Source organism: Mycobacterium europaeum, assembly GCF_002102155.1.
In the GTDB taxonomy this organism is placed as follows: domain Bacteria; phylum Actinomycetota; class Actinomycetes; order Mycobacteriales; family Mycobacteriaceae; genus Mycobacterium; species Mycobacterium europaeum.
The window spans coordinates 62,347-86,012 of the sequence record NZ_LQOU01000013.1 but is presented as its reverse complement, the minus strand read 5'-3'; the positions used below and the strand labels follow the sequence as shown (position 1 = coordinate 86,012).

At 68.7% G+C, this 23,666-nt stretch carries 19 protein-coding genes, 1 tRNA gene and 1 pseudogene; 11 read left to right on the top strand and 10 right to left on the bottom strand.

Annotated elements, in window-relative coordinates:
- Window positions 1–79: pseudogene (locus tag AWC03_RS06525) on the top strand (type VII secretion protein EsxI); the annotation flags it as partial.
- A gap of 79 nt (window positions 80–158) precedes the next feature.
- On the opposite strand, the gene AWC03_RS06520 reads toward AWC03_RS06525, so the two are convergent.
- Window positions 159–1,526, bottom strand: coding sequence for a PPE family protein (locus AWC03_RS06520; RefSeq protein WP_085239700.1), 1,368 nt, complete (start codon window positions 1,524–1,526; stop codon window positions 159–161).
- Window positions 1,527–1,971: 445 nt separating this feature from the next.
- On the opposite strand from AWC03_RS06520, the gene AWC03_RS06515 reads away from it, so the two are divergent.
- Entirely contained in the window at window positions 1,972–2,745 is a 774-nt protein-coding gene (locus AWC03_RS06515; protein ID WP_085239699.1) for a response regulator transcription factor, read from the top strand.
- Window positions 2,742–4,268 carry a sensor histidine kinase gene (locus tag AWC03_RS06510; protein WP_085239698.1) on the top strand — a complete coding sequence of 509 codons (1,527 nt, stop codon included), beginning with the start codon at window positions 2,742–2,744 and terminating at the stop codon, window positions 4,266–4,268. The genes AWC03_RS06515 and AWC03_RS06510 overlap by 4 nt, the downstream gene beginning before the upstream one ends.
- A gap of 3 nt (window positions 4,269–4,271) precedes the next feature.
- Here the strand turns inward: AWC03_RS06510 and AWC03_RS06505 are convergent, their stop codons facing one another.
- Window positions 4,272–4,796 (bottom strand): DUF6611 family protein, encoded by a 525-nt coding sequence (locus AWC03_RS06505; protein WP_142278334.1) that lies wholly within the window; start codon window positions 4,794–4,796, stop codon window positions 4,272–4,274.
- Between the two features lie 414 nt (window positions 4,797–5,210).
- On the opposite strand from AWC03_RS06505, the gene AWC03_RS27600 reads away from it, so the two are divergent.
- From AWC03_RS27600 to AWC03_RS06475, 7 genes are read left to right on the top strand one after another with little or no spacing between them, the layout of a single operon-like run.
- A complete protein-coding gene (locus AWC03_RS27600) occupies window positions 5,211–5,363 on the top strand; it encodes a hypothetical protein (protein ID WP_208859284.1) in 153 nt (50 codons plus the stop codon).
- Window positions 5,360–5,449: a K(+)-transporting ATPase subunit F gene (kdpF, locus tag AWC03_RS28200; RefSeq protein ID WP_102419760.1), complete on the top strand. Its 90-nt coding sequence runs from the start codon at window positions 5,360–5,362 to the stop codon at window positions 5,447–5,449. The genes AWC03_RS27600 and kdpF overlap by 4 nt, the downstream gene beginning before the upstream one ends.
- Window positions 5,449–7,119, top strand: a complete 1,671-nt coding sequence (gene kdpA / locus AWC03_RS06495; protein WP_085239696.1) for a potassium-transporting ATPase subunit KdpA — start codon at window positions 5,449–5,451, stop codon at window positions 7,117–7,119. Before kdpF ends, kdpA begins: the two co-directional genes overlap by 1 nt.
- The gene (kdpB, locus tag AWC03_RS06490) at window positions 7,119–9,269 is read left to right on the top strand and encodes a potassium-transporting ATPase subunit KdpB (protein WP_085239695.1); all 2,151 of its coding nucleotides are present in this window, start codon (window positions 7,119–7,121) and stop codon (window positions 9,267–9,269) included. Before kdpA ends, kdpB begins: the two co-directional genes overlap by 1 nt.
- Before the next feature lie 2 nt (window positions 9,270–9,271).
- Window positions 9,272–10,195, top strand: a complete 924-nt coding sequence (locus tag AWC03_RS06485; RefSeq protein WP_085239694.1) for a potassium-transporting ATPase subunit C — start codon at window positions 9,272–9,274, stop codon at window positions 10,193–10,195.
- A 12-nt stretch (window positions 10,196–10,207) separates the two neighbouring features.
- A complete protein-coding gene (locus AWC03_RS06480; RefSeq protein ID WP_085239693.1) occupies window positions 10,208–12,775 on the top strand; it encodes a sensor histidine kinase in 2,568 nt (855 codons plus the stop codon).
- Window positions 12,772–13,452, top strand: a complete 681-nt coding sequence (locus AWC03_RS06475; protein WP_085239692.1) for a response regulator — start codon at window positions 12,772–12,774, stop codon at window positions 13,450–13,452. Before AWC03_RS06480 ends, AWC03_RS06475 begins: the two co-directional genes overlap by 4 nt.
- Before the next feature lie 138 nt (window positions 13,453–13,590).
- Here AWC03_RS06475 and AWC03_RS06470 read toward each other — a convergent pair whose 3' ends face one another.
- From AWC03_RS06470 to AWC03_RS06435, 8 genes are all read right to left on the bottom strand, one after another.
- Window positions 13,591–14,535: a Ppx/GppA phosphatase family protein gene (locus tag AWC03_RS06470; RefSeq protein WP_090417789.1), complete on the bottom strand. Its 945-nt coding sequence runs from the start codon at window positions 14,533–14,535 to the stop codon at window positions 13,591–13,593.
- Window positions 14,529–15,017, bottom strand: a complete 489-nt coding sequence (locus AWC03_RS06465; protein ID WP_085239691.1) for a DUF501 domain-containing protein — start codon at window positions 15,015–15,017, stop codon at window positions 14,529–14,531. The genes AWC03_RS06470 and AWC03_RS06465 overlap by 7 nt, the downstream gene beginning before the upstream one ends.
- Window positions 15,010–15,717, bottom strand: coding sequence for an FtsB family cell division protein (locus AWC03_RS06460; protein WP_249025832.1), 708 nt, complete (start codon window positions 15,715–15,717; stop codon window positions 15,010–15,012). The genes AWC03_RS06465 and AWC03_RS06460 overlap by 8 nt, the downstream gene beginning before the upstream one ends.
- A complete protein-coding gene (gene eno / locus AWC03_RS06455) occupies window positions 15,698–16,987 on the bottom strand; it encodes a phosphopyruvate hydratase (RefSeq protein ID WP_085239689.1) in 1,290 nt (429 codons plus the stop codon). Before eno ends, AWC03_RS06460 begins: the two co-directional genes overlap by 20 nt.
- A gap of 70 nt (window positions 16,988–17,057) precedes the next feature.
- Window positions 17,058–17,786 (bottom strand): lytic transglycosylase domain-containing protein, encoded by a 729-nt coding sequence (locus tag AWC03_RS06450; protein ID WP_090421246.1) that lies wholly within the window; start codon window positions 17,784–17,786, stop codon window positions 17,058–17,060.
- Window positions 17,787–17,889: 103 nt separating this feature from the next.
- On the bottom strand, window positions 17,890–18,897 hold the full coding sequence (locus AWC03_RS06445) for a nucleoside triphosphate pyrophosphohydrolase (RefSeq protein WP_085239687.1): 1,008 nt from the start codon (window positions 18,895–18,897) through the stop codon (window positions 17,890–17,892).
- A gap of 73 nt (window positions 18,898–18,970) precedes the next feature.
- Window positions 18,971–22,633 (bottom strand): transcription-repair coupling factor, encoded by a 3,663-nt coding sequence (gene mfd / locus AWC03_RS06440; protein ID WP_085239686.1) that lies wholly within the window; start codon window positions 22,631–22,633, stop codon window positions 18,971–18,973.
- A gap of 109 nt (window positions 22,634–22,742) precedes the next feature.
- A complete protein-coding gene (locus tag AWC03_RS06435; protein WP_141659210.1) occupies window positions 22,743–23,336 on the bottom strand; it encodes a TetR/AcrR family transcriptional regulator in 594 nt (197 codons plus the stop codon).
- A 168-nt stretch (window positions 23,337–23,504) separates the two neighbouring features.
- Between AWC03_RS06435 and AWC03_RS06430 the strand changes: the two genes are divergently transcribed.
- A tRNA-Gln gene (locus AWC03_RS06430) sits at window positions 23,505–23,576 on the top strand.
- Window positions 23,577–23,666: the final 90 nt, after the last annotated feature.

The window sequence follows — 23,666 nt, the reverse complement described above, 5'->3', positions numbered from 1 at the left end:
CGCCCACGGGCAGAAGGTGCAAAGCGCCGGCAGCAACATGGCCAGCACCGACAGCGCCGTTGGGTCCAGCTGGGCCTGACACCGCGTCTCCACTCGAAGGGCCCGCACACCACGGTGTGCGGGCCCTTTCGGTTTCCCGAACAGCTTTCGGCCCGGCGTTACCCCGCCACCGGTGAACGCGGGATGAGTGAGGGGCGGAACCCTATCCGCTGAACCCCGCCGTCGGACTCACGCCCGACCATGGCGCCCAGCGGCAGCTTGGAGATCCCGGTGGCTTGCGACGGCGCCGGCGCCGCGCCCCACCCGGCCGGCGTGGCGCCGGCGTCGAGGGCGGCGGGCAGCGGTGTCACCGACGACACGGTGTCGGCCCAGGTCGGCGGCACCGACAACGTCCCCAACGAGGCCGCCTGGCCCACGCCCGCCGACGCGCCTTCGCCGAGTCCACCGATCGGCCCGAGGGTTCCCAGGCCACCCACCTCCCCGAGGCCGCCTATGCCGGGGACCGTGCCGCCCTCCGCACCGATGATCGAGCCCGCGCCCTCCATGTCGATGCCCAGGCCGTACACGTCCATGCCAATCCCTGCGCCGTCGGCGCCCAATCCTGCGCCATCCCCGCCGAAACCGGCGAAATCCGATCCCACACCGATCGCGTCCGAGGCCAGCCCGGCCGCATTTCCCGTGCCGGCGGTGCCGCCGAGAGCGGTCCCCAGACCCGACGCCGCGCCCAGGCCGGTGCTGGCCGTCTTCGTCGCGCTCTTGGACGTGCCGGTCAGGCTCGAGAGCGCACCGAGCGGGCTCGAGGCCCCGGACGTTCCCAACGACGCCCCGGTACCCACCGCCGCCTGCGACAGCCCCGCACCGGACGTGGACCCGGGTGTCGACATGCCCTGCAGCGCTTGCGGGACGGTGGACATCACCTGCGATGACGCGGTCTGTGCCGCACTACCGGCCTGGGTGCCGGTGGCCTGGGTCACCGCGCCGGCCTGGCCGGCGGCCCCGGCCGGATTGGTGGTCTGCGGGGGCGGCGCGAAAGCGCTGAAGGTCGACGCGGAGGCAGAGCTGGCGGCGTAGCCGTACATCGCGGTCGCGTCCTGGGCCCACATCTCGCTGTACTCGGCCTCGGTGGCCATGATCGCCGGCGTGTTCTGCCCCAGGACGTTGGTCGCGATCAACGCCATGAGCCGGGCACGGTTGGCCGCGATGAGCGGCGGTGGCACGGTCATGGCGTACGCCGCCTCGTAGGCCGCCGCCGCGGACGTGGCCTGGGTCGCCGACTGCTCGCAGAGTTCGGCGGTGGCACGCAGCCACACCACGTAGGGTGCGACGGCGGCGGCCATCGACGCCGAAGTCGGGCCCAGCCATTCGTCCATCAGGGTGGTGATCACCGACTCATAGCCGCCGGCGGTCGAGTTCAGCTCCAGGGCCAGCGCGTCCCATCCCGCTGAAGCGGCCAGCAGCGTCGCGGGCCCGGGCCCCACATACATCCGACCGGAGTTGACTTCCGGAGGCAACGCTCCAAAATCCATTGCTTTCCTTCGCTAGTGGCGTGACCGCAGTCGCCGCGGCGTTCCGCCGACCCGAAATGCATCTGAAAACCGTTTCGGGTAACCAAGATTCGTAACAGCACGTAACGTGCCATTAACGACGATTGGAGACGTCGTCGTCTCCGGCCGTCGTGCGTACGTGTTCGGCACCGACGGTACTCGTCGCAATGACATGGGTTTCAGTCACCGAAATCCGCTCTTGCGCTGATGATTTGGACAGCCTAACCCCGGAAATGCTCCGGCCCGCCAGACCAACAACGCTGTAGCCCAGTATTTTTGGGGAATCCGCTCATCTCAAGTTGGCTGATGCGACACATAGAAAACTCATATTTGAACGGCATGTGATGTGACGCGGCCGACAACTCGACATTTGAGGTTTCTATGAGTCCCGTGACAGTTAGGTGTGTGTTTGCCAGAATGGAAGAACATGACCGCAATGTCGGGCTACGCGGGGGGTCAGCGCCCCCGCCAGGCCATTCTCGGGCAGTTGCCCAGGATCTACCGCGCCGATGGATCGCCGATCAGGGTCCTACTGGTCGATGACGAGCCGGCGCTGACGAACCTGGTGAAGATGGCGTTGCACTACGAGGGCTGGGTCGTCGACATCGCCCACAACGGGCGCGAGGCACTGGCGAAGTACGACAAGGTCAACCCCGACGTCCTCGTGCTCGACATCATGCTTCCCGACGTCGACGGGCTCCGAATCCTGGAACGTGTCCGCCAGTCCGATGCCTACACCCCGACGCTGTTCCTGACCGCGCGCGACTCGGTCATGGACCGGGTCACCGGCCTGACCGCCGGCGCCGACGACTACATGACCAAGCCGTTCAGCCTCGAGGAGCTCGTCGCCCGGCTGCGGGGGTTGCTGCGCCGTTCCGGCCAGCAGACGCCGCCGGCCGCCGAAACCCTCAAAGTCGGCGATCTGCGCCTCGACACCGCCAGCCGCGAGGTGACCCGCGACGGAACCCAGATATCGCTTTCCTCGACCGAGTTCGAGCTGCTGCGGTTCCTCATGCGCAATCCCCGCCGGGCGCTGAGCCGAACCGAAATCCTGGACCGCGTCTGGAACTACGACTTCGCCGGCCGTACCAGCATCGTCGACCTGTACATCTCATATCTGAGGAAGAAGATCGACTCCGGCCGGGATCCGATGATCCACACCGTGCGTGGTGTTGGATACATGCTGCGGCCCCCGGAATGAGCCGGAACCGGGACGCCCTGGCCGGAGACCTTCCGCGGTGGCTACCCCGTTCGTTACGGCGCCAATTGCTGTTGGGCGTACTGGCCGTGGTCAGCGTGGTGCTGATGACGGTGGGAATCGTCTCCGTGCTGAGCCTGCGCGGCTACGTCACCTCGATGAGCGACGCCGACGTCGCCGGTTCGTTGGATGCGCTGGGCCACTCTTACGGCAAATACCTTGACAATCAACGGGATTCGCCCGGCACCGCCAAGCCGCTGGGCCAGGCGATGCTGCAGTTCCCCGACCAGACGCCGGGAAACCTGATCGTGGTGCTGCACAACGGCGCCGTCATCGGATCGGCGGTGTTCTCGGAGGCCGAAGCACGGCCCGCGCCCGCCGACGTGATTCGGGCGATCGAAGCGCAGTCATGGGGCGAGGGACCGCCACGAACCGAAAACCTTGGCAGCCTCGGGTTCTACCGGGTCAACAGCCACGTCGAGGGACCCGACGTGCTGGTCGCCGGGGTGTCCCTGAATCTCGCCGACCAGATCATCGCCCGCAAGCAACTCACCACCACCGTGCTCATCGCCGCCGCTCTGGCGGTCACCGCCGGGCTCACCGTGTGGGTCGTCGGCTACACCCTCCGACCGCTGCGCCGGTTGGCCGGTGTCGCCGCGGAAGTCGCCGCCATGCCGCTCACCAACGACGACCACCGAATCAGCGTCCGGGTGCGGCCGCGGGACACCAACCAGCAGAACGAGGTCGGCATCGTTGGCCACACCCTGAACCGGCTGCTGGACAACGTCGACAGCGCGCTGGCGCAGCGCGCCGAATCCGACCTGCGCATGCGGCAATTCATCACCGACGCCAGCCACGAGCTGCGAACGCCGCTGGCGGCGATTCAGGGATACGCCGAACTCACCCGCCAGGACAGCTCGCAGTTGCCGCCGACCACCGAATACGCGCTGGCCCGCATCGAGTCCGAAGCGCAGCGGATGACGCTGCTGGTCGACGAGCTGCTGCTGCTCTCCCGCCTCGGCGAGGGGCAAGACCTGCAGAGCGAGGACGTCGACCTCGCGGACCTGGTGGTCGACGCCGTGAACGACGCGGCGGTCGCGGCGCCCACGCACAATTGGGTGAAGGACCTACCCGACGAACCGGTGTGGGTCCGCGGCGATCGCGCCCGGCTGCACCAGCTGGTCAGCAACCTGCTCAACAACGCCCGGGTGCACACCCCGCCCGGGGTCACCGTCACGACGGCGATCACCAGCCGCCGCGACGGGTCCGAGCCCCCGTTCGCGGAACTGACCGTCACCGACGACGGGCCGGGCATAGACCCCGAGCTTCTCCCCCGCTTGTTCGAACGGTTCGCCCGGGCGCACAACTCGAGGCTCAACAGCTCGGGCACCGGGCTGGGCCTGGCCATCGTCGATTCGATCGTCAAGGCCCACCACGGGTCCGTCACCGCCGAATCCACGCAGGGCAGAACGGTTTTCCGGGTCAGAATCCCGATGATCGCCGGCCCGGGTGCCCCAACGGCGTGATCTTCATCCGTGCCTGCCCGACGCCGGCCGCTTCCCGACATCCGGGATCGCCGTCAAACCGTCATAGGCCTCCCACCAGGTGGCCTCATGCTGGACAGGTGAGATGGCACGAGCCGTCAACATGCGGTCGGCATCGACGAGCATTTCGACCAGCGTTCGCCATTGCATGTACCTGCGCAGCTCCTGCACGTCGGCGGTGTTGGGCATGAGGATGATCGACATCGACCTGCCTCGAACGCGGCGGGGCCCGGCCCGTAGGAAGAGGAACATGCTGATCCCCAGGTAGCCGGTCGCAGCAACTGTCAGAACGGTGTCGGGCGAGGTCATCGCAGTGCCGAACACCATGACGCACAGCAGCATGAGCGTGGCGGCAGTTATCGGCCAAGCACGCCAGAGCCGCGCCAGCCGCCGGTCAGTGGTAGTGGCTCCGGGCGGGTAGATGGTCAGGCTGTAGCGGCGCACACCGTACCGGCCGACCACGGCCTCGTACGATCCCCAGGGGTGGGCGCCGTCCAGCAGGCGCGACAACCAACCCGGTCCGGAAATTGGCACCTGGGCGGGCGGGGCAACTACGCGTTCAACGGTTCGGTGTTGAGGCTCAGGCATGGTTTCGGGTCTACGCCGAGCTCATGACGCTCGCTGCGATACGGACAGCATCCATATGCCCGAGGCGCCAATGTTTACGGATCCTTTTCGGACCGCTGATCATTCGCGGGAGTCTGGATCGAATCGCCGGTCAGCACGCCTCTGACGTCGAGCGCCTTCTCAAAGCCCTTGCCAGGGGCGCCCATTGAAGTCCGCTCACAGCGCAGGGTGTTCGAACTGGCGTGCGTAAACAAACCGTAAAGGAGGAGCGCGAGCCCGTTAGGGAAGTGTCAACCAAAGGCCCTAGCCCGAAGGTGCCGGTTAATTTCAAGCTGACCTTGCCTCCAGACGCAGCGTGTGGCTGACTCGATGGGGGGCTTTCGCGTGCACACGGTTGGTGCTGAACGGAGACGAGATGGGCTCGGAATGGGCGTAGTGGCGTTCGTCGCGCTCACGGTGGCGGTGTTCGCCGTGCTGGGCTTGGTGCAGAAGCTGGTCGAGCGGCTGTGAACTACGAAAACATCGTCGGTTTGGTGCTTTCTGTCGTCCTTGCCCTGTTCCTTGGGTGCGCCTTGCTGTTCCCGGAGAGGTTCTAGTGAGCACAACCACAGCGGGAGTCGTCTTCCTCGTCGTTCTCATCGCGGCTTTGGTTCTGGTGCACGTGCCCCTCGGCGACTACATGTACCGCGTTTACACGGCAGACAAGGATTCGTATGTCGAGCGGGCGATCTACCGGTTGATCGGTGTCGATTCCCGCTCGGAGCAAACGTGGGGCGCCTACGCCCGAAGCGTGTTGGCGTTCTCGTCGATCAGCATCCTGTTCCTGTTCATCTTCCAGCTCTTGCAGGGCAAGCTGCCGCTGCATCTGCACGACCCGGCCACCAAAATGACCCCGGGGCTGGCGTGGAACACCGCGGTCAGCTTCGTCACCAATACCAACTGGCAGGCCTACTCGGGCGAGTCCACGCAGGGCCACCTGGTGCAGATGGCCGGCCTCGCGGTGCAGAACTTCGTCTCCGCCGCCGTCGGCATGGCGGTCGCGATCGCGCTGGTGCGCGGGTTCGCGCGCACGCGCACCGGCGAGCTGGGGAACTTCTGGGTCGACCTGGTGCGAGGCACGCTTCGTATCCTGCTGCCCATAGCGGTCCTGGGTGCGATCCTGCTGATCGCGGGCGGGGCCATCCAGAACTTCCACCTCAACGACCAAGTAGTCACCACCCTCGGCGGCACGCCGCAGACCATCACCGGCGGCCCGGTGGCCAGTCAAGAAGTCATCAAGGAGCTGGGCACCAACGGCGGCGGCTTCTACAACGCGAACTCAGCCCACCCGTTCGAGAATCCGACCAGGTGGACCAACTGGCTGGAAATCTTTCTGTTACTGGTGATTAGCTTCTCGCTGCCTCGCACGTTCGGGCGCATGGTGGGCAGCACGAAGCAGGGTTACGCGATCGCATCAGTGATGGCCTCGCTCTACGCGATCAGCGTGACCTTCATGATGTGGTTCCAGCTGCAGCACCACGGCACGGTCCCGACCGCGGTCGGCTCGGCGATGGAGGGCGTCGAGCAGCGGTTCGGCGTGGCCAACTCCGCGGTGTTCGCCGACTCGACGACGCTCACCTCCACCGGCGCCGTCGACTCCTTCCACGACTCCTACACCAGCCTCGGCGGGATGATGACCATGTTCAACATGCAGCTCGGCGAGGTCGCGCCCGGTGGCACCGGCTCGGGCCTGTACGGCATGCTGATCCTGGCCGTGATCACCGTATTCGTCGCGGGGCTGATGGTCGGCCGTACCCCCGAATACCTCGGCAAGAAGATCAACCCGCGCGAAATCAAGCTCGCCGCAAGCTACTTCCTCGTCACGCCGCTGATCGTCTTGACCGGCACCGCGATCGCGATGGCGCTGCCGGGCGAGCGCGCCGGGATGCTGAACACCGGCCCGCACGGGCTGTCCGAGGTGCTCTACGCGTTCACCTCCGCGGCCAACAACAACGGGTCGGCCTTCGCCGGCATCAGCGTCAACACCAATTGGTACAACACCGCCCTCGGCCTGGCCATGGTGTTCGGCCGATTCCTGCCGATCGTGCTCGTCCTGGCTTTGGCCGGCTCACTGGCCAGGCAGGGCCAGACGCCCGAATCGGCGGGCACCCTGCCCACCCATCGACCGCAATTCGTGGGCATGGTCGCCGGCGTCACCCTGATCCTGGTGGCCCTCACCTTCCTGCCCATGCTGGCGCTCGGACCTCTCGCCGAAGGAATCCACTGATGACCGCCTCCACCATCGACACGGCTGAAGAGGCTCAGCCGACCGACCACGCGAGCAAGAAACGGGTGCAGGGCGGATTGCTCGATCCGAAGATGCTGTGGCGCTCGACGCCGGACGCGCTGGCAAAACTCAACCCCCGCACGTTGTGGCGCAACCCGGTCATGTTCATCGTCGAGATCGGCGCCACCTGGAGCACGGTGCTGGCGATCATCAACCCGACCTGGTTCGCCTGGCTCACCGTGGTATGGCTCTGGCTCACAGTATTTTTCGCAAATGTGGCCGAGGCGGTGGCGGAAGGCCGCGGCAAGGCTCAGGCCGAAACCCTGCGCCGGGCCAAAACCCAGACGCTGGCCCGGCGGCTCAAGAACTGGCAACCCGGCGCGCCCGCCGTCGAGGAAGAGGTTGCCGCACCGCTGCTGCAACAGGGTGACGTCGTGGTGGTCGAGGCCGGGCAGGTGATACCGGGCGATGGCGACGTCGTCGAAGGCATTGCCTCCGTGGACGAATCGGCCATCACCGGCGAATCGGCGCCGGTCATCCGCGAGTCCGGTGGCGACCGCTCGGCGGTCACCGGTGGCACCACCGTGCTCAGTGACCGCATCGTCGTGCGAATCACCCAGAAGCCCGGCGAGAGCTTCATCGACCGGATGATCGCGCTTGTCGAGGGCGCCAACCGGCAGAAGACCCCCAACGAGATCGCGCTCAACATCCTGTTGGCCGCGCTGACCACCATCTTCGTCTTCGCGGTCGCCACCCTGCAGCCGCTGGCGATCTATTCGAAGATGAACAATCCCGGCGTCCCAGACACCCAGGCGCTCAACGCCAACGGCGTCACCGGGATCGTCATGGTGTCGCTGCTGGTGTGCCTCATCCCCACCACCATCGGCGCACTGCTCTCCGCGATCGGTATCGCCGGCATGGACCGGCTGGTACAACGCAACGTGCTCGCGATGTCCGGGCGGGCGGTGGAAGCCGCCGGCGACGTCAACACGTTGCTGCTCGACAAGACGGGGACCATCACGCTCGGCAACCGGCAGGCCGCGGCCTTCGTCCCCCTTGACGGTGTCACCAACGAGCAATTGGCCGACGCCGCACAGCTGTCCAGCCTCGCCGACGAAACCCCCGAGGGGCGCTCGATCGTCGTCTACGCCAAGCAGCACTTCGGGCTGCGCGCACGAACACCGGGCGAACTCGCCCACGCCCACTGGGTGGAGTTCTCGGCCACCACGCGCATGTCGGGGGTCGACCTCGACGGACACCAGCTGCGCAAGGGCGCGGCCAGCTCGGTGGCGGACTGGGTGCGCGGCCAGGGCGGCCAGGTCCCCCACCAGCTCGGCGAGCTCGTGGACGGCATCTCCGCCGCCGGCGGCACCCCGTTGGTGGTCGGGGAACGCCGCGACGGCAACGCGGCGGTGCTCGGCGTGATCCACCTCAAGGACGTCGTCAAGCAGGGAATGCGCGATCGATTCGACGAGATGCGCAGGATGGGCATCCGCACGGTGATGATCACCGGCGACAACCCGTTGACCGCCAGAGCGATTGCCGACGAGGCCGGCGTTGACGACTTCCTCGCCGAGGCGACGCCCGAGGACAAGCTCGAGTTGATCAAGCGGGAGCAGGAGGGCGGCAAGCTGGTGGCGATGACCGGCGACGGCACCAACGACGCGCCGGCCCTGGCCCAGGCCGACGTGGGCGTGGCGATGAACACCGGTACCTCGGCCGCCAAAGAGGCGGGCAACATGGTCGACCTCGACTCCGACCCGACCAAGCTCATCGAGATCGTCGAGATCGGCAAGCAGTTGCTGATCACCCGCGGCGCGTTGACCACCTTCTCGATCGCCAACGACATCGCAAAGTACTTCGCGATCATCCCGGCCATGTTCGTAGCGCTGTTCCCGGGGCTGGACACGATCAATATCATGCGGCTGCACAGCCCGGAGTCGGCGATCCTGTCCGCGGTGATCTTCAACGCGATCATCATCGTGGCGCTGATCCCGTTGTCGCTGCGCGGCGTCCGCTACACACCGAGCAGCGCGTCAAAGCTGTTGAGCCGCAACCTCTACATCTATGGCCTGGGCGGCATCGTGGCCCCCTTCGTCGGAATCAAGCTGATCGACCTGATCGTCCAATTCGTCCCGGGGATGTCCTGACCATGAGCTTCTCGACTTTCGTCCGCATGCACTGGGCGGCGTTCCGCGCGTTGCTGGTGCTGACCGTGATCACCGGCATCGCCTACCCGCTCTCCATCTGGCTGATCGCGCAGCTACCGGGTCTGCACGACAAGGCGGAGGGGTCGATCCTCACCGCCAACGGCAAACCGGTCGGCAGCCGGCTGATCGGTCAGCTGTTCACCGACTCAGCCGGTAACCCGCTGCCCCAGTACTTTCAGAGCCGGCCCTCGGCGGCCGGCAACGGCTACGACCCCCTGTCGACGAGCGCGAGCAACCTCGGGCCGGAAAGCATCGTCGACACACCCGCGGATCCGGCGCAGCTGGCGGCGGGCAAGTCCGCTACGGACGCGGGCTTCAAGCCGAGCCTGCTCACCCAGGTGTGCACGCGCAGCGTGGCGGTGGGCAAGCTCGAGGGCGTGGACGGATCGCGACCGTTCTGCACGGGCGGCGGTGTGGGCGCCGTCCTTTCGGTGATCGGGCCGCGCGACGCCCGCGGAAACGTCGTCCACCCCACCCGGGTGGTCAGCGTCAACGAGCCGTGCCGAGCGACGCCGGCACCGTTCCTCCCCCTCTACGAAGGTGTCCGCGTCGAGTGCGCCAAGGACGGCGAGGACTATGCGATCGGCCAGATGGTTCCGATCCGCGGCGCCGCGCCCGCCAACCCCGCCGTGCCCGCCGACGCGGTCACCGCCAGCGGCAGCGGTCTGGATCCGGACATCTCACCGGCCTACGCCGACCTGCAGGTCGCCAGGGTGGCCAAGGCCCGGCACGTCAGCCCGGATCAGATCCGGGCTGTCGTAGCGCAGTACACGAACGGCCGCACGCTTGGATTTTTCGGCGAACCATGTGTCAACGTGTTGCAGCTCAACCTGCAACTCGATCACAAATATCCAGTCTCGAGCTAGCGCGATAGGGGGATGATGGTTGACGTGAGTGTCGTTGACCACCGCCCCAAGCGCGGCGAGCTGCGAATTTACCTCGGCTCGGCACCCGGGGTCGGCAAGACGTACGCGATGCTCGGCGAGGCGCATCGCCGGCTGGAGCGCGGCACCGACCTCGTGGCCGGCGTGATCGAGACCCACGGCAGGGCGAAAACCGCTGAGCTGCTTGAGGACATCGAGATCATTCCGCCGCGATTTATCGACTATCGCGGTAGCACCTTCCCCGAACTCGACGTGCCGGCCGTCCTGGCGCGCAGACCGCAGGTGGTGCTCGTCGACGAGCTCGCACACACGAACACGCCGGGCAGCAAGAACGCCAAACGCTGGCAGGATGTCGAGGAATTGCTCGACGCCGGGATCACGGTGATCTCGACCGTCAATGTCCAGCACCTGGAAAGCCTCAACGACGTCGTCGCCCAGATCACCGGCATCGAGCAGAAAGAGACCATTCCGGATTCCATTGTCCGGCAGGCTTCGCAGGTCGAGCTGATCGATATCACTCCGGAGGCGTTGCGCCGCAGGCTTTCTCACGGCAACGTCTATGCCCCCGAGCGCATCGACGCGGCGCTGTCGAATTACTTCCGCCGCGGAAACCTCACCGCGCTAAGGGAACTCGCCCTGCTGTGGCTCGCCGACCAGGTGGATACCGCCCTGGCCAAGTACCGCGCCGAGAACAAGATCACCGACATGTGGGAGGCCCGCGAGCGGGTGGTCGTGGCGGTCACCGGCGGCCCGGAGTCGGAGACGTTGGTGCGACGGGCGTCGCGGATCGCGTCGAAGTCGACCGCCGAGCTGATGGTGGTGCATGTCATCCGCGGTGACGGGCTGGCCGGCCTCTCGGAGGCGCGGATGGCCAAGATCCGGGACCTGGCAAGCAGTTTGGACGCGTCGCTGCATACCGTGGTCGGTGACGACGTGCCCGCCGCTCTGCTCGATTTCGCCCGCGAGATGAACGCCACCCAGCTGGTGATTGGCACCTCGCGGCGGTCGCGGTGGGCGCGTGTCTTCGAGGAGGGCATCGGGGCGAGGATCGTCGAGTTGTCGGGCAAGATCGACGTGCACCTGGTCACCCACGAGGAGTCCAAACGGGGATTCCGCGCGGCGTCGCTGGGTCCCAACGAGCGGCGGGTGGCGTCTTGGCTGGCGGCCGTCATCGTGCCGTCGGCCATCTGCGCGGTGATCGTCACAGCGCTCGACCCGTATCTGGGCACCAGCGGCGACAGCGCACTGTTCTTCGTCGGGGTGCTGCTGGTCGGACTGTTGGGCGGCGTCGCCCCGGCGGTGGCCTCGGCGGTGTTGTCCAGCCTGTTGCTGAACTACTTCCTGACCGCCCCCCGGCACACGTTCACCATCGCCGAACCCGATGCGGCCGTCACCGAACTGGTGCTGCTGCTGGTCGCGGTCGCGGTCGCGGTCCTCGTCGACGGCGCGACCAAACGCACCCGGGAAGCCCGTCGCGCCTCCCAGGAGGCTGAGCTGCTGATCTTGTTCGCCGGCTCCGTGCTGCGCGGGGCCGACCTCGAGACGCTGCTCGAGCGCGTGCGCGAGACCTACTCGCAGCGCGCGGTCAGCATGCTGCGCGAACCCGGCGAGGAGGACCGCGCCGAGGGCAAGAAGGCCGACGTCGTCGCGTGCGTGGGCAGGGACCCGTGTGCCACCGTCGCCTCCGCTGACACCGCGATCGAGGTCGGCGACGACGAGTTCTGGATGTTGTTGGCCGGCAGGAAGCTTTCGGCCCGCGATCGCCGGGTGCTGAGCGCGGTGGCCAAGCAGGCCGCGGGGCTGATCCGGCAGCGTGAGCTGGCCGAGGAGGCCAGCCGGGCCGAGGCGATCGTGCGGGCCGACGAGTTGCGGCGCTCCCTGCTGTCGGCGGTCAGCCACGACCTGCGCACGCCGCTGGCGGCCGCCAAGGTCGCGGTGTCCAGCCTGCGCGCCGAGGACGTCGCCTTCTCCCCGGCGGACACGGCGGAACTGCTGGCGACCATCGAGGAGTCGATCGACCAGCTGACGGCGCTGGTCGGCAACCTGCTCGATTCGTCGCGCCTGGCCGCCGGCGTGGTGCACCCGGACACGCGCCGGGTGTATCTGGAGGAGAGCGTGCAGCGGGCGCTGATCAGTATCGGCAAGGGCGCCACCGGCTTCTACCGATCCGCGATCGATCGGGTCAAGGTCGATGTGGGTGACGCGGTGGTGTTGGCCGACGCGGGGCTACTCGAGCGCGTGCTTGCCAACCTGATCGACAACGCGCTGCGGTACGCACCCGACTGTGTGGTCCGGGTCAACGCGGGCCGCGTGGGCGACCGTGTCCTGATCAACGTCATCGACGAGGGGCCCGGCATCCCGCACGGGACCGAAGACCAGATCTTCGAAGCGTTTCAGCGCCTCGGCGACCACGACAACACCACGGGAGTGGGCCTGGGCATGTCGGTCGCGCGCGGCTTCGTCGAGGCCATGGGCGGCACGATCACGGCCGGCGACACTCCCGGCGGCGGCCTGACCGTGACGGTGGAATTGGCCGCACCGGAAATGGTGGGGGCGCGATGACCCGGGTGTTGGTGATCGACGACGAGCCCCAGATCCTGCGCGCGCTGCGCATCAACCTGTCCGTGCGGGGCTACGAGGTGATCACCGCGTCCAGCGGAGCCGGGGCGCTGCGCGCCGCCGCCGAGCACAAACCCGACGTGGTGGTCCTCGACCTGGGCCTGCCCGACATCTCCGGAATCGAGGTGCTGGCCGGGTTGCGGGGCTGGCTCACCGCACCGGTGATCGTGTTGTCGGCGCGCACCGACTCCTCGGACAAGGTCGAGGCCCTCGACGCCGGGGCGGACGACTATGTCACGAAACCGTTTGGGATGGACGAGTTCTTGGCGAGGCTGCGGGCGGCCATCCGCCGCAACACCGCGGCGTCCGAGCTGGATCAGCCGGTGATCGAGACGGACGCTTTCACCGTCGACCTGGCCGCCAAGAAGGTCACCAAGAACGGCGCCGAAGTGCACCTCACGCCCACCGAGTGGGGGATGCTGGAGGTGCTGGTCCGCAATCGCGGCAAGCTGGTCGGCCGCGAAGAGCTGCTCAAAGAGGTGTGGGGTCCGGCGTACGCTACCGAAACGCATTATCTGCGTGTGTATTTGGCGCAGCTGCGACGCAAACTGGAGGACGACCCGTCGCACCCCAAGCACTTGGTGACCGAGTCGGGGATGGGCTACCGCTTCGAGGCGTGAGCGACTGTGTGCGCACACGGCTTCGAGTGTGCGCCCACGGCGTGAATTTCGCCGATTCTTCGCCCTCAGCGCACAGTCGAAGCCCCGAGCGCACAGTCGCGCGTCACGGGCGCCAGCGACTTGTGTGGCCGCTGTGACTTACCCCGCGATCGACCACACGATGCCGTCGAGGATGTCGTGCTCGCTGACGGTCAGTTCGTCGATGCCGGCGCGCGCGCGCAGCTCGCGGGCCAACTCCTCGACCACGATCGCGCCCCCACCGATCACGTCGGCCCGCCCCTCGTGCATCGGCGGCAGCGCCGCGCGCTCGGCCCGGGTCATCCCGATCAGCCGCTCGCAGACCGCCAGCAGGTCGCCGCCGGGCACGCGCGAAAGGTGAATCGCCGCAGAGTCATACGTCGTCATGTTGTGGGCCAGCGCGGACAGCGTCGTCATCGTCCCGGCCAGTCCGACCCAGGTCCGCGCCCCCTCGACGGGCACCACCCCGAGCGCGACGTCCAGCCGTTCGCGCACCACCGCGCGGGCCGCGGCCACCTCCCCGGGCGTCGGCGGGTCCGAGTGCAGGCAGCGTTCGGTCAGCCGCACGCAGCCGATGTCGGCCGAGTAGCTCGCCGCCACCGAGTCACCGCCCACCACGATCTCGGTGGATCCACCCCCCAGGTCCACCACGACGAACGGTCCTGCCGCAGGGTCTAATTCGCCGACGGCACCGCGGAACGACAGGGCGGCCTCCTCGGCGCCGGTGATCACCTCCGCCACCGCGCCCGGCACCGCCGCGCCCAGCACCTCGGCCGTCATCGCGAAGAAGACGTCACGATTGGCGACGTCGCGAGCGGCCGACGTGGCCACCATCCGCACCCGCTCGACGCGGTGGCGCCTCAGCAGAGCGGCGTAGTCGGTCAGCGCCTCCCGGGTCCGGCCGATCGCCTCCGGAGCGAACTGCCCGGTCGCGTCGACACCCTGACCCAGCCGCACGATCCGCGTCTCCCGATGCACGTCGCGCAGGCGGCCGTCCACGACATCGGCGATCAGCAACCGAATCGAATTGGTGCCGCAGTCGATTCCGGCGAGCCTGCTCACCACTGGCCGGCCACCAGAATGCCGGCCATCGCGGGCTCGGGCGCCAGAATGGCCAGCGCCTCGTCCCCGAGCGGGTTGCAGCCCGGCCCCTTGGCCAGCGAGTGCGCGATCAGCACGTGCAGGCACTTGACCCGATCGGGCATTCCGCCCCCGGAGAACGTGGTGCCCAACGGCTCGATCGCGTCCCGCTCGGCCAGATACGACTCGTGGGCCCGCCGGTACGCGGCCGCCAATGCGGGGTCATGCCGCAATCGCTCGGACATCTCGCGCATCAATCCCGTCGTCTCCAGCCGGCTCGCCGCCGCGGTCAGCACCGGATGCGTCAGGTAGTACAACGTCGGAAACGGCGTGCCGTCAGGCAGTTTCGGTGCGGTCTTCACCACAGCGGGCTCACCGTTGGGGCAGCGGTAGGCGACCTCGAGCACGCCGCGCGGCTCACGTCCGAGCTGACGCGCCACCGCTTCCAGGTCGGCACGGTCAACCACCGGGCGCCGTGGGGTTCGGTGCGGCCGGCGGAACGGGACCACCCGGGTTGGGTTGCCCCGGCAGGGTTTCCGGCGGCGGCACGCTGGCCGGCGGCAGGTGCGGCGTGTCGGCGATGGTGTGCCACAGCGCGGTGTACCAGGGATCGGTGCTGGCGGGTTTGGCCGCCTGACCCCCCGGCTCGGACGGGGCCGCCCCCGAGGGCGGAAGCTGCACCTGGAACGGGATGTCGCCCGGCTTGACGAAACCGAGCCGCTCGCGCGCCTGCGCCGCGATGTAGGCCGGGTCGCCCAGCTTGGCCTTCCGCTGCTCGAGGTCGGCGATCTGCCGGCGCAGCGCGGCTTCGCTCGCCGTCAACTGATTCATCTCGGTGCGCTGTGCGAAGTAGGTGCGCACCGGGCCGGCGATCGTCAGCGTCAGCACGCAGACGACCGCGGCCAGCACCGCCGCGCGCCGCGCGGTGAAGCCCAGCCGTTGCTCGGAGCGCTGCTCGACGGACTCGGCGACCTGCCGCTTGATCGGCTCCACCACATGCTCGAAAGCCGACCGCGCGCCGGCCTGCTTCGCGGTCTGCGAGGGCTTGGAGGCCGGCTTGGTCGTGCGGGGGCGCCGAACCGGATCCCCGGCCTTCCCCGGACGCGATGCCGGGGAGCGCCGTTTCGGATCCGGCTTGGCGGGCAAGCTATTTGGCCTCCGGCGCATACCGCGGGAACGCCAGGTCGCCGGCGTAGCGGGCGGCGTCGCCCAGCGCCTCCTCGATCCTCAGCAGCTGGTTGTATTTGGCGACCCGCTCGCTGCGGGCGGGCGCACCGGTCTTGATCTGCCCGCTGCCGACGGCCACCGCGAGATCGGCGATCGTGGTGTCCTCGGTCTCCCCACTGCGATGGCTGATCATGGTGCGGTACCCGCTGTGGTGGGCGAGCGCGACGGCGTCGAGCGTCTCGGTCAGCGTGCCGATCTGATTCACCTTGACCAGCAACGCATTCGCGACGCCCTTCTCGATGCCTTCCTCGATGCGCTCGGGATTGGTGACGAAGATGTCGTCGCCGACGATCTGCACCCGGTCACCGATCGCCGCCGTCAGCGCAGCCCAGCCGGCCCAATCGTCCTCGGAAAGCGGGTCTTCGAGGGACACCAGCGGGTAGGAGTCGAGCAGCCCGGCGTAGAACTCCGCCATCTGCTCGGCGCTGCGGGTGCTGCCCTCGAACGCGTATCCGCTGCCGTCGGTGTAGAACTCGGTGGCGGCGGCGTCCAGGGCCAGCGCCACATCCACGCCCAGCTTGAAACCGGCCGATTCGATCGCCCGGCCGATCAGGTCCAGCGCCGCGGTGGTGCCGGCCACGTCGGGCGCGAAACCGCCCTCGTCCCCCAGGCCGGTGCTCAGGCCCTCCTTCTTCAGCACCGACTTGAGCGAGTGGTACACCTCGGCGCCCCAGCGCAACGCTTCGGCGAAGCTGGGCGCGCCGATCGGTGCCACCATGAATTCCTGGATGTCGACGGCGGTGTCGGCGTGCGCGCCGCCGTTGAGGATGTTCATCATCGGCACCGGCAGGATGTGCGCGTTCGGCCCGCCGATGTAGCGGAACAGCGGCAGCTCCGCGGAGTCGGCGGCGCCCTTGGCGACGGCCAGCGAAACGCCCAGGATGGCGTTGCCGCCCAGCCGGGACTTGTCGGGGGTGCCGTCGAGGTCGACCAGCGCCTGATCCACCAACCGCTGGTCGTCGGCGTTGAGCCCGATCACGGCGGGACCGATCTCGTCGAGCACGGCCTCTACGGCCTTGTGCACGCCCTTGCCGCCGTAACGCTCACCGCCGTCGCGCAACTCGACGGCCTCGTGCTCACCGGTCGACGCGCCGGACGGCACCGCCGCGCGGGCAAACGTCCCGTCGGCCAGGGCGATCTCCACCTCGACCGTCGGATTGCCGCGGGAATCGAGGATCTCGCGGGCCCCGACCTGCTCGATAATCGGCACTGAGTTTCTCCTTGTGTTTCGTAGCTGGTGCCGGCCTCGCCGCCGTTAGCGTAAAGCCTGATACATCCTGCTACAGCGGGTGACCCGCCGCGTAGGCGGTCGCCCAGTCGCGCACCGCCCGCGCGTAGACGCCGGAGTTGTTGTAGGCCCGCAGCGCGGTGATCCAGCCGCGAGGTGTGGCCAGATCCTTTCCCCGCCAACACAGGTAACCGGCCGCCGCGAGCGCGGCATCGTCGATGTTGTCCGGGCTGACGCGGCCGTCGTTGTGGGCGTCCACGCCGTACAACCGCCAGGTCTCCGGGATGAACTGCATCGGCCCCATGGCCCGCACCACCCCGTCGTCGTCGGTCACCGGTTCCTCGCTGTCGACGATGCGCAGGGTGCCGCCGCTGCCGTCCAGGCGGACACCGCGAATCGGGGGGCTCACGTCCCCGTTGGGCGCCAGCTGCGCGCCGCGGTAGGTGCCGTGGTGGCTCTCGACCTGCCCGATGCCCGCCAACGTGGTCCACGCGATATGACACTTCGGGTTCTCGACCTCGGCGACCCGGGCGGCGTACGCGTACGCCTCCAATGCGATCACGGGAATCTCCAAGGTGGCCGACCGCTGTTCGGCCCAGGCCCGAAGCTGGTCCGCGGGCCGGCCGCTGGCGTGCGTGTTCACCGGCGGTACCGGAGCCCCGGCCGGCGGCGGGACACCCTCCGGAATGAACAGGCTGAGCTGCCACGTGCAGCTGGAGGCCAGCAGCATCGCGGTCGCGCCTATCACGGCGGCCGCGCGCAACCAACGCCTCGGCGACACCATGCTGGTCAAAGCTCCCTCGGACTCGCCTGCACCAACTTCCGCCCCACCATCGTCCCATGGGTTACGGTGTGCCCGGCCGCGTTCGGGCTCCGGCACACGATCAGGCGTCGTCGCCCGCGGCGTCCACCGCGGACTCGTCGACCGCCTCGTCCGGCGCGGCGGGCTCCTCGTCGGACTCGCCCGACGGCCAGTGCTCGCGCCACTCGTCTTCCGTGATCTCCCCGAGGGGGGCCACGTCGAACTCCTCCGGCACGCCGACGCCGCGGCGCGTCGCGGCGATCGCCCGCTCGGCCCGCCGGACCGTATCCACGAACCCCAGCACCGCCGTGCGCAGCGCGCTTTCCGCGTCACCCCCGGCCGACACGGAAACGGAGGTGACCTCGGCGGGGACGAGGTCGGCGGGCACCCCGGCCTTCTGGGCCCGCTCGATCACCTTCTGCGCCAGAGCCAGCGCCGGTTGTCCGGTGTGCACGTCGTCCATCACCGATTTCCGCGGCTTTTCGGCCGCCTTGCGCTCTTCCCACTGGGCCAGCTGCTCTTCCAGCGAAATCGTCTGCCCGGCAAGCACACCCGGGACCCGGTTGCCCAACTTCCGCATCAACGTGACGGCGACGTCGTCGATGGTGAAGGGCAGCTGCGGGGCGTCCTCGGCGATGCGCGCGTGAAAGAGCACCTGCAGCAACACGTCGCCGAGTTCTTCCCGCAACTGGTCGGCGCTGCCGCTGCGCACCGCGTCCAGCAGTTCGTAGGTCTCCTCCAGCAGGAATCGGCGCAGAGAGTCGTGGGTTTGCTCGCTCTCCCACGGTCCGGCGGTGCGCAGCTTGTCCATCATCGCGACCACGTCGACCAGGCGTTCGCCGCGCGGGGTCTCCGGCGCGGAGATCAGCCGGGCGCCCGCCGACAGCCGGGCGGTGACGGCGGGATGGTCGGGGTCCGACGACAGCAACACCGGAGCGTCGTCGCCCGAGTGCACCGGGCGCGCCGCGGGCAGCGACCACGGCACCGCGACGGGCATCTCCTCGGTGTACTGCACCTCCCCGCCGAGGTGCTCAATGGCCTCGACGGGCACCAGCGACGGGCGGCGCGGGTCGCACATCACGACAATCATTGGCGCCGCTCCTCTCCCCCGCATGCGGGTGGTGCCCCCACATCGCTTGGCTCTGCATCGTCGCCGGCGCGAATCATCGCGCTTGCCGCTCCTCACTGGACATCGCTGCAGGTGACCCCGTTATACCAATATCGATCTGGGGCTTACCTTCCAGCGCCGTGACCAGGTTGGCCACCATCTGCAGCAATTCGACGTCGCGGATGCGTGCCGCACCGACCCCGCCGGCCCGCGGGATGGGCACCTGCACGGTGGACGTCGTGGCGCGGTAGCTGGCGGCCGGATACATCCGCTTGAGCCGCACCTGGGCCGAATCGAGCAGCGTCATCGGCGACAACCGCACCGTCGCCGCCGACGGGGCCGACACCTCGGTGATGCCGGCAGCGCGGCACAGCAGCCGCAACCGCGCGACCGCCACCAGGCGCAGGGCGGGCTCGGGCAGCGCACCGTAGCGGTCGACGAGTTCCTCGACCACGGCCCCGACGGCCGCGTCGTCCGAAGCGGCCGCCAGGCGCCGGTAGGCCTCCAGCCGGAGCCGGTCGCTGGCGATGTAGTCCGGCGGCAGGTGCGCGTCCACCGGCAGGTCGATGCGCACGTCCTTGGGCTCCTCGGCGGTGGTCACCGTCTGCCCGTCGGCGGCGGCCCGATAGGCCTCCACGGCCTCGCCCACCAGCCGCACGTACAGGTCGAAGCCGACCCCGGCGACGTGCCCGGACTGCTCGACGCCCAGCACGTTGCCCGCCCCGCGGATCTCCAGGTCCTTGAGCGCCACGGCCATCCCCGCGCCCAGCTCGTTGTTCTGCGCGATGGTCGCCAACCGGTCGTAGGCCGTCTCGGTCAACGGCGCCTGCGGCGGATACAGGAAGTAGGCGTAGCCACGCTCACGGCTGCGCCCCACCCGGCCGCGCAGCTGGTGCAGCTGCGAGAGCCCGAAGGTGTCGGCGCGCTCGACGATCAGCGTGTTGGCGTTCGAGATGTCCAGCCCGGTCTCCACGATCGTGGTGCACACCAGGATGTCGTACTCGCGGTTCCAGAAGCCCTGCACGGTGCGTTCCAGCCGCTCCTCGGGCATCTGCCCGTGCGCGACGACCACCCGCGCCTCCGGGACCAGCTCGCGCACGTGGGCCGCCGCCCGATCGATGGAACTGACCCGGTTGTGCACGTAGAAGGCCTGCCCGTCGCGCAGCAACTCGCGCCGCAGGGCGGCGGCGACCTGCTTGTCGTCGTGCGGGCCGACGTAGGTCAGCACCGGGTAGCGCTCTTCGGGCGGGGTCAGGATCGTCGACATCTCGCGGATGCCGGCCAGGCTCATCTCCAGGGTGCGCGGGATCGGGGTGGCGCTCATGGTCAGCACGTCGACGTGGGTGCGCAGCGACTTGATGTGCTCCTTGTGTTCGACGCCGAAGCGCTGCTCCTCGTCGACGATCACCAGGCCCAGGTCCTTCCAGCGCACCCCGGTCTGCAGCAGCCGGTGCGTGCCGATCACGATGTCGACCGACCCGTCGGCCATGCCCTCGATCACGGCGCGGGAGTCGGCGGGGTCGGTGAACCGCGACAGACCCTTGACGGTCACCGGGAAGCCGGCCATCCGGTCGGTGAACGTCTGCAGGTGCTGGTCGGCCAGCAGCGTGGTGGGCACCAGCACCGCGGCCTGCTTGCCGTCCTGGACGGCCTTGAACGCGGCCCGCACGGCGATCTCGGTCTTGCCGTAGCCGACGTCGCCGCAGATCACCCGGTCCATCGGGATCGGTTTTTCCATGTCGGCCTTGACCTCGGTGATGGCGGTGAGCTGGTCGACGGTCTCGGTGAAGCCGAACGCGTCCTCCATCTCGGCCTGCCACGGGGTGTCCGGCGCGAACGCGTGCCCGGGGCTGGCCTGCCGCTTGGCGTACAGCGCCACCAGCTCGCCGGCGATCTCGCGCACGGCGCGGCGGGCCTTGGTCTTGGTGTTGGCCCAGTCGCTGCCGCCCAGCTTGGAGAGGGCGGGCGCCTGACCGCCGACGTAGCGCGACAGCTGGTCCAGCGAATCCATCGGGACGTAGAGCTTGTCCGATCCGCCGCCCCGCTTGCTGGACGCGTACTCGAGAACGAGGTACTCCCTGCGCGCCCCGCCGACGGTGCGTTCGACCATCTCGACGAACCGGCCGATGCCGTGCTGGTCGTGCACCACCAGGTCGCCGGCCGTCAGCGCCAGCGGGTCCACGGTGTTGCGCCGCTTGGCCGCCAGCCGCTTGCCCTCGACGGCGGTGGCCCGGCTGCCGGTCAGGTCGGTCTCGGTGATGACGACCAGGTTGGCGCCGGGAACGATGACACCGTCGTGCAGCGGGCCCTTGAGGACGCTGACGATCCCCGGTTTGAGCGTGGTGTCCGCCGCGCCCGGTTCCAGCATGGCGGCGGGGGTGTCGGAGTCGGCGAGCCGCTCGACGACCCGGTGCGCGGTCCCGACGCCGGGCGCGACCACCGCGGCGTAGCCACCGGTCGAGACGTGGGCGCGCAGCATGGCGAAGATCTCGTCGATGTCGTGCTGATGCCCGCGGGCCGACGGCGCCGCCCGGACGTCCAGTTCCACCGCGGACTCGTCGGACAGCTGGCTCAGCGTCCACCAGGGATGACCCGACCGCACCGCCGCGGCGTGCACGTCCTGTAGCTCCGCGAACCCCGATCCGCCGAACTGCGTCACGTCCACGGGTGCGTCGGTGCCCAGCGCGGCGACCGACCAGGACGCCTCGAGGAATTCGCTGCCGGTCTTGATCAGGTCGGCGGCCCGGGTCCGCACCTTTTCCGGGTCGCACAGCAGCACCGGCGTGTCCTGGGCCAGCTGATCGGTCAGCAGCACGTGTTCGCCGGGCCGCAGCACCGGCAGCAGCGCCTCCATGCCGTCGACCGCGATGCCCTCGGCCAGCTTGGCCAGCATGTCGGTCACGCTGCCGGTGATCGCGGGCTCGGCCCCGGAGTGCCGGGCGGCCAGCGCGGCGGCGCGTTCCCGCACGTCTTCGGTCAGCAGCAGCTCACGGCAGGCCACCGCGATCACCGTCTCGACTTCGACCTCGGGGATGGAGCGCTGGTCGGCGACGGCGAACATCCGCATCTCGCTGACCTCGTCGCCCCAGAACTCGATGCGCACGGGGTGCTCGGCGGTCGGCGGGAAGACGTCGAGGATTCCGCCGCGCACGGCGAACTCGCCGCGCCGGCCCACCATGTCGACCCGGGTGTAGGCCAGCTCGACCAGCCGGGCGACGACGTCGGAGAACGCGATCTCCTGGCCGACGCTGAAGGTGACCGGCTCGACCAGCCCCAGCTGCGGCGTCATCGGCTGCAGCAGTGAGCGCACCGCGGTCACCACGACCCGCAGCGGCGGACCCAACCGCGCGTCATCGGGGTGGGCCAGCCGGCGCAGCACCGTCAACCGGGTGCCGACGGTGTCGACGCCGGGTGAAAGCCGCTCGTGCGGCAGGGTCTCCCAGGACGGGAAGGCCGCCACGGCGTCGCCGAAGACGCCGCGCAGTTCGGCGGTCAGGTCATCGGCTTCCCGCCCGGTCGCGGTGACTACCAGCAATGGACCCGACCGCGCCAGCGCGCTGGCGACGAACACCCGTGCGCTGGCTGGACCCACCAGGTGAAGCTCGCCCGGTCGTTCGGCCGCGCTTTCGATCAACTGCTGGAAGGTCGGCGCGGTGAGCGCCAATTCAACGAGCCCCGCGATCGGGGGTTCTGGGCGAGCAGGCCCCGGTGCGGTCATGATGAATCCATTCTAGGGGCGCCAAGATTCGTCAATTTCGAGCCGGCGCCGCGAAGGGATCGTCAGGACACCGGGAGCCAGGCCGCCGCGCGTAACCAAGCCCGGCGGTCTAGCCGTCCTGCAGCCTGGGGTCGGCCTCCAGATGGGTCAGCCCGTTCCACATCAAGTTGACCAGGTGCGCGGCGACCACTTCTTTCTTGGGCTCGCGGGTGTCGAGCCACCACTGCGCCGTCATCGACACCGAGCCCACCAGCGCCTGGGCGTACAACGGCGCCAGCTCCGGATCCAGGCCGCGACGCGCGAAGTCGCCGGCCAGGATGGAGCTGACCTGGCTGACGGCGTCGTTGAGCAGGCTGGAGTAGGTGCCGGAGCTGATCGCGGCCGGCGAGTCGCGGATCATGATGCGGAAGCCGTCGGTGCGCTCCTCGACGTAGGTGAGCAACGCCAGCGCGACCCGCTCGACCCGCACCCGGGAGCGGTTGTTGGTCAGCGACGAGGTGATGCCGTCCAGCAGCGCCGACATCTCGCGGTCGACGACCACGGCGTACAGCCCCTCCTTGCCGCCGAAATGTTCGTAGACGACTGGCTTGGACACGTTGGCACGCAACGCGATCTCCTCGATCGAGGTGCCCTCGTAGCCGCGTTCGGCGAACAGCGAGCGCGCGATGCCGATGAGTTGCTGTCGGCGCTCGCTACCGGTCATGCGGGCGCGCGGCGCGCGCACCTCCTTGTCCGGTTCCTTGTCGAGAACAGCCACGTCAATCAGCGTATAGCGTCGCCCGCGCCGAACCGTCCGTCTTTCCCTCGGAGCCGCGATCGGCCCGCACACCGTCTAAAGTCTGTTGGTGGCGCGGGCCTACGGCGCTTGCGATCCGTCGTGGTGTAATCGGCAGCACCTCTGATTTTGGTTCAGATAGTTCAGGTTCGAGTCCTGGCGACGGAGCACGGCTCTTTGCCTCGGGTGTGCATCAAGTGCCACGCTTGACGGCGTGTCGTCTACGGACACGACGGTCGCGCCGGGGTTGAGGAGAGT

What these genes read in the sequence shown, in the direction of transcription:
- AWC03_RS06520 (WP_085239700.1), bottom strand. Translation starts at nt 1,526, where the DNA reads ATGGATTTTGGAGCGTTGCCTCCGGAAGTCAACTCCGGTCGGATGTAT.
- AWC03_RS06515 (WP_085239699.1), top strand. Translation starts at nt 1,972, where the DNA reads ATGACCGCAATGTCGGGCTACGCGGGGGGTCAGCGCCCCCGCCAGGCC.
- AWC03_RS06510 (WP_085239698.1), top strand. Translation starts at nt 2,742, where the DNA reads ATGAGCCGGAACCGGGACGCCCTGGCCGGAGACCTTCCGCGGTGGCTA.
- kdpB (WP_085239695.1), top strand. Translation starts at nt 7,119, where the DNA reads ATGACCGCCTCCACCATCGACACGGCTGAAGAGGCTCAGCCGACCGAC.
- AWC03_RS06485 (WP_085239694.1), top strand. Translation starts at nt 9,272, where the DNA reads ATGAGCTTCTCGACTTTCGTCCGCATGCACTGGGCGGCGTTCCGCGCG.
- AWC03_RS06480 (WP_085239693.1), top strand. Translation starts at nt 10,208, where the DNA reads ATGATGGTTGACGTGAGTGTCGTTGACCACCGCCCCAAGCGCGGCGAG.
- AWC03_RS06475 (WP_085239692.1), top strand. Translation starts at nt 12,772, where the DNA reads ATGACCCGGGTGTTGGTGATCGACGACGAGCCCCAGATCCTGCGCGCG.
- AWC03_RS06460 (WP_249025832.1), bottom strand. Translation starts at nt 15,717, where the DNA reads ATGCGCCGGAGGCCAAATAGCTTGCCCGCCAAGCCGGATCCGAAACGG.
- AWC03_RS06445 (WP_085239687.1), bottom strand. Translation starts at nt 18,897, where the DNA reads ATGATTGTCGTGATGTGCGACCCGCGCCGCCCGTCGCTGGTGCCCGTC.
- mfd (WP_085239686.1), bottom strand. Translation starts at nt 22,633, where the DNA reads ATGACCGCACCGGGGCCTGCTCGCCCAGAACCCCCGATCGCGGGGCTC.
- AWC03_RS06435 (WP_141659210.1), bottom strand. Translation starts at nt 23,336, where the DNA reads ATGACCGGTAGCGAGCGCCGACAGCAACTCATCGGCATCGCGCGCTCG.